Consider the following 14,946-nt stretch of genomic DNA (forward strand, 5'->3'; position numbering starts at 1 on the left):
TCCGCATGACCCGGTCCGCCTGACGGACTCGTGGCCTTCGGTGTCCGTGGGGTATGGCAGTCTACGAGGATGACCGACCAGTACGTCCTCACGCTCTCCTGCCCGGACAAGCAGGGCATTGTGCATGCCGTCTCCAGCTATCTCTTCATCACCGGCTGCAACATCGAGGACAGCCAGCAGTTCGGAGACCGCGACACGGGTTTGTTCTTCATGCGGGTGCATTTCGCCGCCGAGGCGCCTGTGACCGTCGACAAGCTGCGGGCCAGCTTCGCCGCCGTCGGGGACTCGTTCGCGATGGACTGGCAGATCCACCGCGCCGAGGAGCGCATGCGGGTCGTGCTGATGGTCAGCAAGTTCGGTCACTGCCTGAACGATCTGCTGTTCCGGTCGAGGATCGGCGCGCTGCCGGTGGACATCGCGGCGGTCGTCTCCAACCACACGGATTTCGCTGAGCTCGTCGCCTCGTACGACATTCCCTTCCGCCACATTCCGGTGACGAAGGACAACAAGGCGGAGGCGGAGGCGGAGCTCCTCGCGCTGGTGCGCGAGGAGAACGTGGAGCTGGTGGTGCTCGCGCGCTATATGCAGGTGCTGTCGGACGACCTCTGCAAGCAGCTGAGCGGCAAGATCATCAACATTCACCACTCCTTCCTGCCGAGCTTCAAGGGTGCGAAGCCGTACCACCAGGCGCACGCGCGTGGTGTGAAGCTGATCGGTGCGACGGCGCACTATGTGACGGCCGACCTCGACGAGGGCCCGATCATCGAGCAGGAGGTCGAGCGGGTGGGCCACGAGGTCACCCCCGAGCAGCTGGTGGCTGTCGGCCGCGATGTCGAGTGCCAGGCGCTGGCGCGTGCGGTGAAGTGGCACGCCGAGCACCGGATCCTCCTGAACGGCCGCCGCACGGTCGTCTTCGCGTAGGGGCCGCGTCCCCTGCGGACCCCGCCGGGATGCGGCGGGAGGTGTGTTTCCGGTGGCTGCCGCCCCCGAGCCCCGGTCGGCGACAGGACTTCAGCGCCTGCCGCTACGACACTCTCGCCCGCGTACTCCCGGCCCGGATCGCGCTCGCCCAGGCTCTCGGCACTGACGGGCACCCGGAGCAGGCGGCAACCGCGGTCGCCGAGCTCTACACCACCGCAACCCGTCTCTGCATCAAACTCGGCGAAGACGGCCTGGCCGCCGTCACCGCAGACCGGGCCCTCACCGCGGCACTCGACGGCGCGGACGCCCTCACCGTCGCCGAGGCCCACCGTATGGTCTCCTCCGCCTGGCGCCGCCAGGGACACTACGCCCGTGCCACCGACGTCGCAGTCACCGCTGCCCAGCAGTTGACCACCGACCGCACCACCGACGCAGTCGAACGGCTGTCCGTCCAGGGCAACCTGTACGCCACCGCCGCCTACACCGCAGCGAAGCAAGGCGACCGGCACACCGCACACGCCCTCATCGCCGAGGCCGAGGCCACCGCCGGGCAACTCGGCCACGACGCGTTGCTACGCGGCACCGTCTTCGGCCCCAGCCAGGTTCTGCTGCACCGGGTCTCCATCAGCCACCTGCTCGGCGACGCAGGCCAAGCCATCGAGCACGCCCGACGCATCGATGCCGCTGCCCTGCCCACCACCGAACGCCAGGCCCGATACTGGATTGACGTCGCCCGTGCCTTCGGCCAATGGGGCAAGCCCGACCGCTGCTACCACGCACTCCTGGCCGCCGAGCAAGAAGCGCACCAGGAGGTCCGCCGCGACTCGGTACGGACCATGGCCGCCGGTCTCATGCGGCACGACCGCACCCTCCCCGGCATACGAGCGTTCGCCCACCGTGTCGGCGCCCTTGCATAACCGCCCCCCCGCAGCGGCCGGACTCGTTCGTCTGGTCGGAGAAGGAGCTCCTTGTCCCGTCAGAGGCGGGACAAGGACGCCGCCGCGAAGAGGACGTCGCGGATGGCCTCGCGGTCGCCGTCCTGGCCGGCGGCTGCCTCGTGGGGCGAGACGTGGCCGGCGACGAGTTGGCAGAATTCGACGCCGTCGAGGGCGACTTGGGCCACGGTGTGGTCGGGGTCGCCGATGGCGGCGGGCGAGTCCAGGGCGATGTACCAGTGGCCGCCGCCCGCACCCTCGACCTCCAGGTGCAGCGTGCGGCCGGGTGAGCCGGCCGTGACGAGGCGGCGGGGCGGGGCCGCGAGGCCCGTGCGGCGGCGGGCGGCGAGGGCCGCGGGGAGCAGCCGGGCCGCCAGGTCGATCATGTGGTGCAGGTGGGAGGCGCTGGGCGGCTCGTACGGATAGGCCACCGCGTTGGCGATGTCGTCCGCGTGCACCCAGCACTCGAAGGCCCGGTCGAGCATCGAGTCCCGCAGGGGCAGCGCGAAGTCCCCGTACGAGACCGACAGCTCCGCAACCCCGCGCCCGGCGAACGACACGGTCCGCACGAGCGTGTGGCTCTGGCCGCGCCACGGCTCGCGCACTCTGCGTGTCGGCGGGAAGTGGGAGGAGCGCCAGTACTGCTCGGTGCGTTCGGACGGGGAGGGCGGCGCGTCGGGGCCGGCCGGGTCGTCGAGGCCGAGGGCCGAGGCGACCAGCCCGTCCACGGACATGAGGTGGCCGATCACACCGGCGACGGTCGTCTTGCGGCTCACCGCCTCCTCGCCGTCGAACCATTTGAGCCGCACGGGCGCATGCCACTCCGAGTCGCCGATGTCCCGCAGCAGCGCGTCGAGCCGGGCGGTCTCCGCGTCGTACGGAACGGCCCAGGCGGGCACGGGGATACGGGCCGGCCGGCGGCCCAGACAGTTCTCCAGCACCCGGGAGCGCAGCAGCGGGTCCAGGTCCAGATCGCGGTCGGTGTGCAGCAGACCGACCGCGTCGCGCAGCCGCAGCGCCTCCTCCGCGCACGGCGCGCAGGAGGTGAGGTGTTCCTCCACGGCCGCCGTCTCCTCGGCGGAGCACGCGGACAGCGCCCACGCGCCCAGTAGCGACTTCAGGACGCCGTGGGGCATGGGCGGGGCGGGCTCGGCCGGCGGTGAGGGCAGCACGGCCGGCGGCGAGAGGTCGTCCCCCGCCGCGCGCGGCCCCGGTATGCGCGGCGCCGGGTCCGGCGCGTCGTCCGGCTCCTGCGGGCCGCGGCCGCCGTCCGGTGGCCCGCTCACAGGCCGCGTCCGAATCCGGGCGGGGAGGAGCCCTCCAGCGGGCGCGTGTTCGCCGTGGACAGCAGCTGCAGACCCAACCGCAGTCTGCGGCGGGCCTCGTCCTCGGTGACCCCGAGGTCGGCCGCGGTCTGCCGGTAGTCCCTGCGCTGGAAGTACGCCAGCTCCAGCGCGGCCCGCAGCGGAGCCGGCATCGACGTCACGATGTAGTCGGCGCGGGCGGCGACCGAGGCGCGGCGGACCTTCTGCTCCAGCTCCTCCGCCGTGCCCCCGCCGCTCTGCTCGTGCGCCGCCTGCTCCTGCTCGCGCAGCCTGTGCACGGCCTGGCGGTGGGTGAGGCGGGCCATCCAGGAGCGCATCGAACCCTGCTTCGGGTCGTATGCGTCGGGGTTCTCCCACACGTACCCGAACACCTCCCGGGTGACGCGGTCCGCCGCGGCGTCGTCCTCCAGTACGCGATGGGCCTGGCTGTGCACGAGAGAGGCGAACCGGTCGTACAGCTCTCCGAGCGCGGCGGCCTCGCCCCGCGCCAGTCGCTGCTGCATCCTGCGGTCCCAGCGGGGTGGTGTGTCCTTTGCCATACGGCGCCCCCAACCTGTCCCGGCCTGCCTGTTCCGGCCTGTCTGTCCCGTCGCTCTGTCGAATGTAGTGCGCGACGCCGGAAACGCACGCCCCATTGTGGCAAGTACGTGCCAGGGGAGCGGCGGGCTGATAGGGGGTTTCATCCGGATGGAGCGGGGCAGCAGCGGCGGAAGGAACCGCGACTTCCGGTTCGGGACCGGTGTGACGAGAGGGCCTCGCGTGACGCTCAAGGTGGACCAGGCCGAGCTGGGCGCATGGACCGTGCTGCACATACACGGCGAACTGGACCTCGTGAGCTCTCCCGTGGTGCGTCGGCGTGTCCATGACGCCGTGGCGATCGGCCGCCGCGATCTGGTGCTGGACCTCTCGGAGGTGCTCTTCTGCGACTCCAGCGGCGTGGGGGTCCTGATCGCGTCCCGGCGGCTGCTGCGCTCCTGCCGGGGCCGGCTGCGGCTGATACTCCCGGCCCGGGGCGCGGTCGACGGCTCGCATGTGAACCGGGTGCTGGCGGCCCTGGGGGTGCGCCGGCTGTTCGACGTGTACGAGGACGTGGCCGCCGCCACCGGGGACGAGGCGCGGCCGCTCTCCGCGTAACCTGCGCGCGAACCGCTCTGACGTCGTACGCTCCCCGCATGGACAGCGCAGAATACGAGCGCAAGATCGCCCACAGGTTCGCTGAGTTCGATCAGGACGGCAACGGCTACATCGACCGTGCGGACTTCAGCAAGGCGGCTGCAGCGCTCCTCGCCGAATTCGGTACGACCGCACGCTCCGACAAGGGGCAGGCCCTCTATTCGGGCGCGGAAGCCTTCTGGCAGGGCATGGCGGGCATCGCCGACGTGGACGGCGACCAGCGGGTCACGCGCCAGGAGTTCGTCACCGGCGCGGTGAAGCGGCTGCGCGACAACCCCCACCGCTTCGCCGAGATCGCCCGGCCCTTCCTCCACGCGGTGATCGCCATCGCCGACGAGGACGGTGCCGGGGTGACACGGGACAGCACCGAGCGGGTGCTCCGGGTCCTCGGCGTCGAGCCGGACCGGTGCACGGCGGTTGCCGCCGCGCTGGACGCGGATGGCGACGGCAGGATCAGCGAGGAGCAGATCCTGGCGGCGTTCGCCGCGTACTACGTGACCGGGGAGCCCGACACTCCGTGACGTCCGTGGGTGCCGGTCGCCGGGGAGACCTGGCGTCCGGCACTCCATGACGTCCGTCGGCGCGGGAGCGAGCGAAGAACCGCGATGCGAAGCCCTCGTAGGACTGTGGAGCCGGGCTGTCGACCGGGCTGTGCAGCCGGGCGGTGGAGTCAGGGTGTGCAGTCACGCGGTGGACAGCGAGATCTCCGTCGCCTTGATGAGCGCGACCACCGAACTGCCGTCGGCCAGCCCCAGCTCGTCGGCTGCCTCCTTGGTGATCGCGGCGGTCACGGTCGAGCCGCCGTCGACCGCGATCTGTACCGTCGCCATGGCGGCGCCCGGGGTCACCGAGGTCACGGTGCCGGGCAGTTGGTTGCGGATGCTCAGGCCCTCCACGCGAGCCGTCGCGAGAGCCACCTCGCTGGCCTTCACCAGCGCGCTCACCTTGCCGCCCGGGTAGATGCCCAGGTCGGCGACGGCGTCGGCGGTCACGGCCGCGGTGACTTCCTGGCCGCTGTCGAGGCGGATCTTGACGGTCGCCATCGCCGGTCCGGTGGCGACCGCGATCACGGTGCCGGGCAGTTGGTTGCGGATGCTGAGGCTCATGTCGCGCCGTTCATGTCGTGGATGTCGCGTCCGCCCCAGTGAACCGCTCCCGCAGCTTGTACTTGAGCACCTTCCGCAGTGTGTCGTTGCGCGGCAGCGCGTCCACGACCTCCAGTTGCTCGGGCAGTTTGTGCACGGACAGGCCCGCGTCGCGCAGATACGCCGTGACCTCGTCCAGAGTGAGCGGCGCCGAGCCCCCGGGCTGCTCGACCACCGCGCACACCCGCTCCCCGCGCTCCGCGTCCGGCAGGCCGATCACCGCCACGTCGCCGACCCCCGGGTGCTCGTGGAGCAGGTCCTCGATCTCCTTGGCCGAGATGTTCTCGCCCTTGCGGATGATGATGTCCTTGAGGCGGCCGGTCAGGACGAGATGGCCGGACTCCGTGAGGTGTCCCAGATCCCCGGTGATCAGGAAGCCGTCGGCGTCGAAGACGGCCGCGGTCTGGTCCGGGTCCAGATAGCCCCGGCAGACCGCCTCGCCCCGCAGCCGCACCTCGCCGTCGACGATCCGTATCTCCATGCCCTCGGGGGGCCGCCCCTCCGTGGTGGCGAGGTCCTCCGGGGTGTCGTCCGGGGAGCCCATGGTGATCATCGGCACCTCGGTCATGCCGTAGCCGTGGGTGAGCTGCACGCCCATCTCCCGTACGACCGCGTGATACAGCTCGGGCGGCTTCGCGGCGCCGCCGCCCGCCAGCAGCCGCAGGGTGGGGACGACCGGCTCCCCGGGCTGTTTGCGCTGTTCGGCCAGGAACATCGAGTAGAAGGCGGTCGAGCCGCCGGCCGTGGTGACGCCGTGCTTGCGGTAGGTGTCCAGCGCCTCGGGCAGTGCGAACTTCTCGAAGAGGACGGCGGGAAAGCCGTACAGCAGCAGCATCACCAGATAGTCCGCGCCGCCGATGTGGGCGAAGGGGAAGGCGATCGAGCCGACGTCGTCGGGCGTCAGGTGCAGTGCGTGGGCCAGGCAGGAGCCGCCCGCGATCAGGGAACGGTCCGTGTGCAGCACGCCCTTGGGGTCGGAGGTGGTGCCGGACGTCCAGTAGATCCAGCGCACCGACGTGCCTCCCCCGGAGCCTTCGGCCTGGGTGGGGGTGCCCCCGGCGTAGCCAGGGGGAGTACCCCCACCGGGCGGCGGAGGCAGTACGGAAGGGTCGCCCTCGGGCAGGTCGTCGTACGCCTCGAAGACGCCGCGCGCGCCGATCCGGTGCGCCATCTCCGTGTGGTCGAAGCCGCGCCACTCGCCCGGCACCGCGAAGAACTCCGCCCCGGACGTGCGCAGGGCGAAGCCGACCTCACGGTCCCGGTAGAAGGGGATCACCGGGGACTGCACGGCGCCGATCCGGGCGAGTGCCCCGGCCAGCAGGACCGTCTCGATGCGGGTGGGCAGCTGCCAGGCCACGACGGTGCCGGGCCGTACGCCGAGCCCGTACAGCCCGGCGGCGACGCGCTCGCAGCGCGTCCGCAGCCCGCCGAAGGTGAGGCTCCGGTCGTCCTGGATGAGGACGGTGCGGTCCGGGGTGAGCGCGGCGCGGCGGTCGATCAGCTCCCAGAGTGTGCGGGAGGCGCCCAGAGCGTGTGCGGTCTCGTTCATGTCCCCTCCGGCTCCGGCTGAAACTGACGGACAGTCAGATCGTGCGGAGAGCGTAAGGCCCGTCGCCTTGTCGGTCCAGGGGTGCGGGGCTAGCCTGCTATCTGACGACCCGTCAGAACAGCCGGACAACGGAGGGGCCCGATGGAACGGGAACTGCCTCGGATCATCAGCGTCGACGACCATGTGATCGAGCCCGCGCATCTCTTCGAGACATGGCTGCCGGCGAAGTACCGGGACCGCGGGCCGCAGCCGCTCACCGCCGGGATCGGCGAGCTGGCGTACGTCGGCGGCAAGTACCAGATCACGATGGACCCGGACGGGCCGCCGACCGACTGGTGGATCTACGAGGACCTGCAGTTCCCGTACAAGCGCAATATCGCCGCCGTCGGATTCGACCGCGACGACATGACGCTGGAGGGGATCACCCGGGCCGAGATGCGGCGCGGCTGCTGGGACCCGGCCGAGCGGCTCAAGGACATGGACGTCAACCATGTCGAGGCCTCCCTCTGCTTCCCCACCTTCCCCCGCTTCTGCGGCCAGACCTTCGCCGAGGCCAAGGACAAGGAGGTCGCGCTGGCGTGCGTGCGCGCGTACAACGACTGGATGGTGGAGGAGTGGTGCGGCGACAGCGGCGGCCGGCTGATCCCGCTCTGCCTCATCCCGCTCTGGGACATCGACCTGGCGGTCGCGGAGATCCGGCGGAACGCGGCGCGGGGGGTCAGGGCCGTGACGTTCTCCGAGATCCCGACGTATCTGGGGCTGCCGTCGATCCACTCCGGCTACTGGGACCCGTTCTTCGCGGTCTGCCAGGAGACCGGGACGGTCGTCAACATGCACATCGGGTCGTCCTCGCAGATGCCCGCCGCCTCGCCCGACGCGCCGCCCGCCGTCCAGGCGTCGCTGTCCTTCAACAACGCCATGGCGTCGATGATGGACTTCCTCTTCTCCGGGGTGCTGGTGAAGTTCCCGGCGCTCAAGCTCGCGTACAGCGAGGGGCAGATGGGCTGGATCCCGTACGCGCTCGAACGCGCCGACGACGTGTGGGAGGAACACCGGGCGTGGGGCGGAGTGCGCGATCTCATCCCGGAGCCGCCGTCCACGTACTACTACCGGCAGATCTTCTGCTGCTTCTTCCGCGACAAGCACGGGGTCGCCTCGCTCGATGTGGTCGGGCGGGACAACGCCACGTTCGAGACGGACTATCCGCACGTCGACTCGACCTTCCCGCACACGAAGGAGGTCGCGCTCGACCATGTGAAGGACCTCGACGACGAGACGGTCCACAAGCTGATGCGCGGCAACGCGATCCGGATGCTGGGCCTGGACCTCGGCTGATGGACCTCGCGTACACGGAGGAGGAAGAGGACTTCCGGGCGGGGCTGCGGGACTGGCTCGCGGTCGTGCAGCCCAAGCTGCCACCGAAGCCCTCGCCGGACGACTGGCCGGGGCGGCGGGCGTACGACGCGGGCTGGCAGCGGGCGCTGTACGACGCGGGCTACGGCGAACTGCACTGGGACGCCTCCCCCACCCATCGGCTGATCTTCCTGGAGGAGACGGAGAAGGCCGGAGCGCCGTACGTGGGCGCGAACTTCGTGGGGCTGCTGCACGCGGGGCCGACGATCGCCGCGGAGGGGAGCGAGGAGCAGCGGGCCCGCTGGCTGCCGCCGATCCTGCGCGGCGACGAGATCTGGTGCCAGGGGTTCAGCGAGCCGGACGCGGGGTCGGACCTGGCGTCGCTGCGGACCCGGGCGGTGCGCGACGGCGACGCCTATGTGGTGACGGGGTCGAAGATCTGGACCTCGCACGCGGAGGTGGCGGACTGGTGCGAACTGCTCGTCCGGACGGATCCGGACGCGCCGAAGCACCGCGGGATCTCATGGCTGGCGATGCCCATGGACGCGCCGGGCATCACCGTACGGCCGCTGCGGACACTCGCCGGGTCCACGGAGTTCGCGGAGGTCTTCCTGGACGAGGTGCGGGTGCCGGTGGCCAACCGGGTGGGGGAGGAGAACGACGGCTGGCGCGTCACCATGGTCACGCTGTCGTTCGAGCGGGGTACCGCCTTCGTCGGTGAGGTCGTCGCGTGCCGCCGCACCCTCGGCGAGCTGGCGCGCACGGCGCGCGAGAACGGCCGCTGGGACGACGCCGTGCTGCGACGCCGGCTGGGCAGGCTGAACGCGGAGTTCGGCGCGCTGTGGCGGCTGACCCAGTGGAACGTCAGTGAGGCCACGCGGACCGGCGGGGTGCCGGGGACCGGCGGCTCCGTCTTCAAGCTCCGCTACTCGCACGCCCGCCAGGAGCTGTACGACGCGGCCGCCGAGGTCCTGGGCCCCGATGCGCTGGACCTGTCCCGGGACTGGACCCTGGACCGTCTCTCCTCGCTGTCGTACACGATCGCCGCCGGCACCTCCCAGATCCAGCAGAACATCGTCGCCGAGCGGATCCTCGGCCTGCCGAAGGAACGGTGACCGGCCGTGCACTTCCAACTGACCGACGACCAGCGCGCCTTGCGGGCGGGCGTACGGGAGCTGCTGGAGGCCCGCTTCGGCCGCGAGGCCCTGCGCGCCGCCGTGGACCGTCCCGTACTGGACCGTCCGGTACTGGACCGGGCGCTGTGGCGGGAGCTCGGGGACGCCGGCTTCTTCGCGCTGCGGCTGCCCGAGGCGGAGGGCGGCGTCGGGCTCGGACTGCCCGACGCGGTGCTGGCCTTCGAGGAGGCCGGGCGGGTGCTGCTGCCCGGTCCGCTGGTGGCCACGCATCTCGCGGCGGGCACGGTGCCCGGGGCGGCGACCGGGGAGGCCGTGGTGGCCATGGCGGACGGCGCGCTCGTGGCGTGGCTGGGGGAGGCCGACACGGTGGTCGGGGACACGGAAGGCGCCGTTCCCGTACGGTCCGTCGATCCGCTCACGCCGCTGCACCGGGTGCCGGCGGCGGCACGACAGCACCCGGAGGCCGCCCTCCTGACCGCCGCCGAGCAGCTGGGCTCCGCCGGCCGCACCACCGAGCTGGCCGTGCGATACGCGAAGGAGCGCGAGCAGTTCGGGCGGCCCGTCGGCGGCTTCCAGGCGGTCAAGCACCTCTGCGCCCAGATGCTGGTACGCACCGAGCTCGCCCGTACCGCCGTCTACGCGGCCGCCGTGACCGCCGACCCCGTCGAGATGGCGGGCGCCAAACTGCTCGCCGACGAGGCGGCCGTACGGGGCGCCCGTGACTGCCTCCAGGTGCACGGCGGCATGGGCTTCACCTGGGAGGCCGATGTGCATCTGCACCTCAAGCGGGCCTGGGTGCGCGCCGGGCTGTGGCAGACGGCAGCCGAGTCCGAGGAGCTGCTGGCGGCCGCACTCCGATGAGTCACCGTGCGTCGATATCGGGTTGTGTCCTTCGAGGGGGTCGTCACGGCCCGGAGTCGGGGCTGCCCTCGGGTACGCTCCGTCGGGTGCGAGATGCGTGCTGTCCCGGGGACCGCGATAGGTGCGGCTCCGCCGTGTGGCCCCCGAACCTCCGGCCCGACACCAGGGTGGCCGCCGGAGAAGAATGCGCCGCTCGCACAGGGTGTTCGACTCCCCGCAGCGTGCGTCGCACAGTATGCACCACGCATACTCCTTCGCGCTGGAATATGCCCGAAGCGCTTGTTGCGGTGACTGTACGTCAACCATGCTGTCTCGCAAGGAAATCACGTTCCGTGATGGCTGTGAGGCGCGAGGCGATGTGTCCGCCGGTTCGGATGGTGTGAGCGGTGCAGGTGCTTCAGGTTCAGTTGGAGGTCGGGCCGGATCCCGCGGAGGTGGGACGGGCCCGCAGGTGGGCCCGTTCGCGGCTCGCGGGGTCCGGGATAGGGGACGACGAGCCGCTGGCCGAGACGCTGGTGCTGCTCATCTCCGAACTGGTCACCAATGCCGTGGTCCACACGGGCTGCCCGGCGGTGCTGCGGATGCTGTTCGGGTCGGGTGCGGCGGAGGCGGGCACGGTCCGGGTGGAGGTCGCCGACACCAGCGCCCGTCCGCCGCGGCCGCGCCACGCGGAGGGCGACGACACCAACGGCCGCGGTCTCGAGCTCGTCGACGGGCTCGCCGACCGCTGGGGCTGGCAGCCCGAAGGAGCCGGCAAGAGCATCTGGTGCGAGGTGGACCGGTCCGCGTCGCGGGGCACCGCCTGCCCGGTGGGCGTACCGCCGCTCCTGGTGGGTGAGCCGTCGTGCGCGGTCACGACGCGCACGGCCTGACGCGCTCCCGTCGGACACGCACCGCCTGACGCGCTGCGAAGAGGTCACCGGGTGGCGGGCCGCACCGTGCCGTGCTCGGGGCGCGCACGAGAGCCCCGCCACCCCGCTGCCCGGAGAAGCGCGGCTGCCTGGAGCAGCGCTACTGCCCGGAGAGGCGCGACTGCCTGGAGAAGCGCGACAGCCCGGAGAAGCGCGACTGTTCAGAGAAGCGCGGCTGTTCAGAGAAGCGCGACGGGAGCGACCGGCGTTCCCGTACCGCCCACGAACGGCTCGGGCGTCGCGGAGAGCAGGAAGGCGTACCGCTCCTCCTCCGCGCAGGTTGCGGACAACTCCTCCAGATTCCAGTTCTGCCCCTGCAGCATGCCCATCTCCACCAGATCCAGCGCATGTACCGGCAGCCACAGGTTCTCGGTCTCCGGTGGGAAGATCTCGAAGGTCAGGGTGTCGTTCGCGACGGCGGCGACATCGCGGGCGTGGAACCACTCGGGTGTGCGGATGGACAGCCCTGGTGACGGATAGCCGTACCCGTGCTTGTCCCCGCTCAGATACACCTGCATCTGGCCCGTCCGTACGAGCACGATGTCGCCGGCACGCACCCGTACACCCCCGAACTCCTCGGCCTCCGCCAGGTCCTCGGGTGTGAGGGCGTGGCCGCCGGGCAGCCGGTCCGTGCCCTTGGCGCGCGCCACATCGAGCAGCACGCCGCGCGAGACGAGCGTGCGGACCTTGTCGATGCCGCTGAAGCGGGCCCCTTCGTGGGCGGTGACGGTGTCGGCGGAGCGCCCGTTGTAGATCTTCCCCGAGTGCGAGACATGGGTCAGCGCGTCCCAGTGGGTGGCCGCCTGCAGCCCCATCGTCACGGCGTCGTCGCTGGTGGCGACGGTTCCGGGGCCGAACAGCTCCTGGTTGATCTGGACCATGGTGTGCAGCGGGTTCACCCGGCCCGGGATCATCCCGGTCTGCACCCCGTCCTGCTTGAGGGGCAGCGCGAGCGGGATGCGGCGGCCGGTCCGTACTTCCGTGGCGGCCTGCCGCACCACCTCGTCCGTGATCAGGTTCAGCGTCCCGATCTCGTCGTCGGCGCCCCAACGCCCCCAGTTGTTGACGCGTTTTGCGATGTCGTGGAACTCAGGCGGCAGGGTCGGCAGGGTCGGCTGTGACATCGGTCCTCCTGAGGTCCCGGGGTCCAGGGTCTTGTGCTCGGGTGTCTGACGGCCCATAAAATCTAACGGTCCGTCAGAAACTGCGGGAAGGGGCCGGACGTGGGGAACTTCTTGGCAGGCAAGGTCGTCGCCGTCACCGGCGCCGGGCGCGGCATCGGCCGCGCCGTCGCCCTCGCCTGCGCCGCCGAGGGAGCGAAGGTCGTCGTCAACGACTACGGCGTCTCGATCGGGGGCGGCGAGCCCGCGTCGGAGGTCGCCGAGGCCGTGGTCAAGGAGATCCAGGCGGCGGGAGGAGAAGCCGTCGCCGTCGCGGACGACATCTCGACGATGGCGGGCGGCCAGCGGATCGTCGATACGGCGCTGGCGCGGTACGGGCGTGTCGACGGGGCCGTGTGCGTCGCGGGCATCCTGCGCGAACGCATGCTGTTCAACATGTCGGAGGAGGAGTGGGACCCGGTCGTCGCCACCCATCTGAAGGGCACCTTCACCGTCTTCCGCTCGGCGTCGGCGGTCATGCGCAAGCAGGGCGGCGGGACACTGATCGGCTTCACCAGCGGCAACCACCAGGGGTCGGTCGCGCAGGCCAACTACTCGGCGGCGAAGGGCGGAATCATCTCGCTCGTGCGCAGCGCGGCTCTCGGGCTGCATAAGTACGGGGTGACGGCCAACGCGGTCGCACCCGTCGCCCGTACGCGCATGTCCGCGAACGTCCCCATGGAGCTCAAGGAGATCGGCGAGCCGGAGGACGTGGCGGCGCTCGTCGTCTATCTCCTCTCCGAGCGGGCACGCGCCGAGAAGATCACCGGGCAGGTCTACACGATCGCCGGACCCAAGATCGCGGTGTGGGCGCAGCCGCGCGAGTTGCGCGCCGGGTACGCGGAGGGCGCGTGGACGCCGGAGAAGATCGCGGACTTCCTGCCGGGGACGGTGGGGACGGACCCGATGCCGATGCTGGCACAGCTGGAGGAGATGGCGAGGGCGGCGGCGTCCGGGGAGCGGCCGAACGCGTAGGCGTGCGGCGCGCGCCGGGGCGCGGGACCGGGGTGGGCGCTCGACGAATCGGCGCCCGGCACCGGGGGTGTGCCCACCCGTTCCTCCTCCGAGGACTTCGGCCTGGGGACCCCCAGCGGGCTCCGCGCCGCGAAGCAGGCGCAAGCGGGGTGTGGGGCGTCATCCCCACCCCGACCCCCACCCACCCCCGGCAGGGCTTTGGGAAGGCCGGGGGTTGGGGAAATATCCCCTCACAACAGGAGGCGCAGGTGACTCCACCCACGCGTAAACGCGCGGGCTTCCTGTGTCGGTGGCTAGGCCACGTCGCAGAGGGCCAGCCCGGCCCTGTTGAGGACGTTCGTCGCGCCGACGTGGTCCGCGTTCGCGGTGAAGCCGCACGCCCTGCATTGGAACTTTGCTTGGGTGACGCGGTTCTCCTTCGCGACGTGCCCGCATTCGAGGCACGTGCGGGAGGTGTTGCAGGCGTCCACCGGGATCGTCAGGCGACCGGCACTCTCAGCCTTGTTCGCCAGGATCGTCAGGAACTGTCCCCAACCCGCGTCGAGGATTTTGCGGTTCAGCCCGGCCTTCGCGACGGCGCCGTTCAGCAGGAACGCGCCGGGCGTGCCGGGGTCGGGCTTGGGCGCGGGCGCTTTCGTCATGCCCGCGGTGTTGAGTCGCTCGTGCGCGATCACGTCATGGCCGCGGATCAGCGCGCGGGCGGTCTTGTGGTGGAAGTCGAGGCGCTGCCGCCGGATCTTCGCGTGGAGCTTGGTGACCTTCCGGGCGGCGGCACGGTGCTTCTTGGTGCGCTGCCTGGTGCGCTTGGGGAACGTTGCGAGGTGCCGCTGCGCGTCGGCCAGCTCGTCCGCCGCCGCGTCGCGGAACTTCGGGTTCGCGACGTGTGCGCCGTCCGAGGTGGTCAGGAAGTGCGTGGTGCCCATGTCGATGCCGACGACCGCGCCAGTAGGCGGCAGGGGCTCGGCGGGCACATCGTCGCAGGCGAGGACGACGTACCAGCGGTTGCCCTCGCGCTTGACGCTGATCGTCTTCACACGGCCCCGCACGGGCCGGTGCTGGTGGACACGGATGTGCCCGACGCCCTGGAGGCGGACGCGGGTCTGCGGGTCGTGCGGGGTGGAGTCCCAGCGGCAGCCGTCACCGTCCTTCGGGAAGACGACCGTGTCGAAGTGCCCGACGCCCTTGAACCGGGGGTACCCGGGCTTCTCCCCGGCCCTGACTCGGCGGAAGAACGCCTGGAACGCCTTGTCGAGGCGGCGCAGGGTGGCCTGCTGGGACGAGAACGACCAGCCGCCCTGACGCTCCGGGTCGAACGCCCTGATCTCCCTGAGCTGCGCGGACTGGTATCCGTACCGGACGGTGGTCTTCGAAGCGTGCCGGTAAGCATCGCGGCGTTCCTGCAACGCTCCGTTGTGGAGCGAGCAGTGATCCCGCAGCATCTCCGTCATCGCCTGCGCCTGCCGGGCCGTGGGACGCAGGAGGAACTTGTACGCGCGGATCAC

The 14,946-nt window shown here is 71.2% G+C and carries 15 protein-coding genes; 9 read left to right on the forward strand and 6 right to left on the reverse strand.

Features of this window, described 5'->3' with window-relative positions:
• The first annotated feature begins 69 nt into the window (after nucleotides 1–69).
• On the forward strand, nucleotides 70–921 hold the full coding sequence (purU, locus tag ACZ6ZQ_RS04315) for a formyltetrahydrofolate deformylase (RefSeq protein ID WP_469767027.1): 852 nt from the start codon (nucleotides 70–72) through the stop codon (nucleotides 919–921).
• Nucleotides 922–950: 29 nt separating this feature from the next.
• Nucleotides 951–1,838 (forward strand): XRE family transcriptional regulator, encoded by an 888-nt coding sequence (locus ACZ6ZQ_RS04320; protein ID WP_469767028.1) that lies wholly within the window; start codon nucleotides 951–953, stop codon nucleotides 1,836–1,838.
• A 59-nt stretch (nucleotides 1,839–1,897) separates the two neighbouring features.
• Here ACZ6ZQ_RS04320 and ACZ6ZQ_RS04325 read toward each other — a convergent pair whose 3' ends face one another.
• Together ACZ6ZQ_RS04325 and ACZ6ZQ_RS04330 are read right to left on the reverse strand one after the other, a co-directional pair.
• A complete protein-coding gene (locus tag ACZ6ZQ_RS04325) occupies nucleotides 1,898–3,142 on the reverse strand; it encodes a maleylpyruvate isomerase N-terminal domain-containing protein (RefSeq protein WP_469767029.1) in 1,245 nt (414 codons plus the stop codon).
• Nucleotides 3,139–3,720, reverse strand: a complete 582-nt coding sequence (locus ACZ6ZQ_RS04330; RefSeq protein WP_469767030.1) for a sigma-70 family RNA polymerase sigma factor — start codon at nucleotides 3,718–3,720, stop codon at nucleotides 3,139–3,141. The genes ACZ6ZQ_RS04325 and ACZ6ZQ_RS04330 overlap by 4 nt, the downstream gene beginning before the upstream one ends.
• Before the next feature lie 220 nt (nucleotides 3,721–3,940).
• Between ACZ6ZQ_RS04330 and ACZ6ZQ_RS04335 the strand changes: the two genes are divergently transcribed.
• Together ACZ6ZQ_RS04335 and ACZ6ZQ_RS04340 are read left to right on the forward strand one after the other, a co-directional pair.
• Nucleotides 3,941–4,315: an STAS domain-containing protein gene (locus tag ACZ6ZQ_RS04335; RefSeq protein WP_469767031.1), complete on the forward strand. Its 375-nt coding sequence runs from the start codon at nucleotides 3,941–3,943 to the stop codon at nucleotides 4,313–4,315.
• Between the two features lie 38 nt (nucleotides 4,316–4,353).
• The gene (locus ACZ6ZQ_RS04340) at nucleotides 4,354–4,875 is read left to right on the forward strand and encodes an EF-hand domain-containing protein (RefSeq protein ID WP_453660781.1); all 522 of its coding nucleotides are present in this window, start codon (nucleotides 4,354–4,356) and stop codon (nucleotides 4,873–4,875) included.
• Between the two features lie 162 nt (nucleotides 4,876–5,037).
• On the opposite strand, the gene ACZ6ZQ_RS04345 is transcribed toward ACZ6ZQ_RS04340, so the two are convergent.
• Both ACZ6ZQ_RS04345 and ACZ6ZQ_RS04350 read right to left on the reverse strand, forming a co-directional pair.
• Nucleotides 5,038–5,460 carry a TOBE domain-containing protein gene (locus tag ACZ6ZQ_RS04345; RefSeq protein ID WP_469767032.1) on the reverse strand — a complete coding sequence of 141 codons (423 nt, stop codon included), beginning with the start codon at nucleotides 5,458–5,460 and terminating at the stop codon, nucleotides 5,038–5,040.
• Nucleotides 5,461–5,470: 10 nt separating this feature from the next.
• Nucleotides 5,471–7,048 (reverse strand): class I adenylate-forming enzyme family protein, encoded by a 1,578-nt coding sequence (locus ACZ6ZQ_RS04350; RefSeq protein WP_469767033.1) that lies wholly within the window; start codon nucleotides 7,046–7,048, stop codon nucleotides 5,471–5,473.
• A 141-nt stretch (nucleotides 7,049–7,189) separates the two neighbouring features.
• Here ACZ6ZQ_RS04350 and ACZ6ZQ_RS04355 point away from each other — a divergent pair, with 141 nt between their 5' ends.
• The 4 genes from ACZ6ZQ_RS04355 (at nucleotide 7,190) to ACZ6ZQ_RS04370 (ending at nucleotide 11,270) form a co-directional block, all read left to right on the forward strand.
• A complete protein-coding gene (locus ACZ6ZQ_RS04355) occupies nucleotides 7,190–8,383 on the forward strand; it encodes an amidohydrolase family protein (protein WP_469767034.1) in 1,194 nt (397 codons plus the stop codon).
• Nucleotides 8,383–9,516 carry an acyl-CoA dehydrogenase gene (locus tag ACZ6ZQ_RS04360; protein WP_469767035.1) on the forward strand — a complete coding sequence of 378 codons (1,134 nt, stop codon included), beginning with the start codon at nucleotides 8,383–8,385 and terminating at the stop codon, nucleotides 9,514–9,516. The genes ACZ6ZQ_RS04355 and ACZ6ZQ_RS04360 overlap by 1 nt, the downstream gene beginning before the upstream one ends.
• 6 nt (nucleotides 9,517–9,522) lie before the next feature.
• On the forward strand, nucleotides 9,523–10,398 hold the full coding sequence (locus tag ACZ6ZQ_RS04365; protein ID WP_469767036.1) for an acyl-CoA dehydrogenase family protein: 876 nt from the start codon (nucleotides 9,523–9,525) through the stop codon (nucleotides 10,396–10,398).
• 386 nt (nucleotides 10,399–10,784) lie between these two features.
• Nucleotides 10,785–11,270, forward strand: coding sequence for an ATP-binding protein (locus tag ACZ6ZQ_RS04370; RefSeq protein ID WP_453660774.1), 486 nt, complete (start codon nucleotides 10,785–10,787; stop codon nucleotides 11,268–11,270).
• Between the two features lie 218 nt (nucleotides 11,271–11,488).
• On the opposite strand, the gene ACZ6ZQ_RS04375 is transcribed toward ACZ6ZQ_RS04370, so the two are convergent.
• Entirely contained in the window at nucleotides 11,489–12,433 is a 945-nt protein-coding gene (locus ACZ6ZQ_RS04375; RefSeq protein ID WP_469767037.1) for a cyclase family protein, read from the reverse strand.
• A gap of 99 nt (nucleotides 12,434–12,532) precedes the next feature.
• Here ACZ6ZQ_RS04375 and ACZ6ZQ_RS04380 point away from each other — a divergent pair, with 99 nt between their 5' ends.
• A complete protein-coding gene (locus ACZ6ZQ_RS04380; RefSeq protein ID WP_469767038.1) occupies nucleotides 12,533–13,444 on the forward strand; it encodes an SDR family NAD(P)-dependent oxidoreductase in 912 nt (303 codons plus the stop codon).
• 293 nt (nucleotides 13,445–13,737) lie between these two features.
• Here ACZ6ZQ_RS04380 and ACZ6ZQ_RS04385 read toward each other — a convergent pair whose 3' ends face one another.
• A complete protein-coding gene (locus ACZ6ZQ_RS04385) occupies nucleotides 13,738–14,946 on the reverse strand; it encodes an RNA-guided endonuclease InsQ/TnpB family protein (protein ID WP_469767039.1) in 1,209 nt (402 codons plus the stop codon).

The organism is Streptomyces sp. NPDC053673 (assembly GCF_055585225.1).

What these genes read in the sequence shown, in the direction of transcription:
- purU (WP_469767027.1), top strand. Translation starts at nt 70, where the DNA reads ATGACCGACCAGTACGTCCTCACGCTCTCCTGCCCGGACAAGCAGGGC.
- ACZ6ZQ_RS04320 (WP_469767028.1), top strand. Translation starts at nt 951, where the DNA reads ATGCGGCGGGAGGTGTGTTTCCGGTGGCTGCCGCCCCCGAGCCCCGGT.
- ACZ6ZQ_RS04330 (WP_469767030.1), bottom strand. Translation starts at nt 3,720, where the DNA reads ATGGCAAAGGACACACCACCCCGCTGGGACCGCAGGATGCAGCAGCGA.
- ACZ6ZQ_RS04340 (WP_453660781.1), top strand. Translation starts at nt 4,354, where the DNA reads ATGGACAGCGCAGAATACGAGCGCAAGATCGCCCACAGGTTCGCTGAG.
- ACZ6ZQ_RS04345 (WP_469767032.1), bottom strand. Translation starts at nt 5,460, where the DNA reads ATGAGCCTCAGCATCCGCAACCAACTGCCCGGCACCGTGATCGCGGTC.
- ACZ6ZQ_RS04350 (WP_469767033.1), bottom strand. Translation starts at nt 7,048, where the DNA reads ATGAACGAGACCGCACACGCTCTGGGCGCCTCCCGCACACTCTGGGAG.
- ACZ6ZQ_RS04355 (WP_469767034.1), top strand. Translation starts at nt 7,190, where the DNA reads ATGGAACGGGAACTGCCTCGGATCATCAGCGTCGACGACCATGTGATC.
- ACZ6ZQ_RS04360 (WP_469767035.1), top strand. Translation starts at nt 8,383, where the DNA reads ATGGACCTCGCGTACACGGAGGAGGAAGAGGACTTCCGGGCGGGGCTG.
- ACZ6ZQ_RS04375 (WP_469767037.1), bottom strand. Translation starts at nt 12,433, where the DNA reads ATGTCACAGCCGACCCTGCCGACCCTGCCGCCTGAGTTCCACGACATC.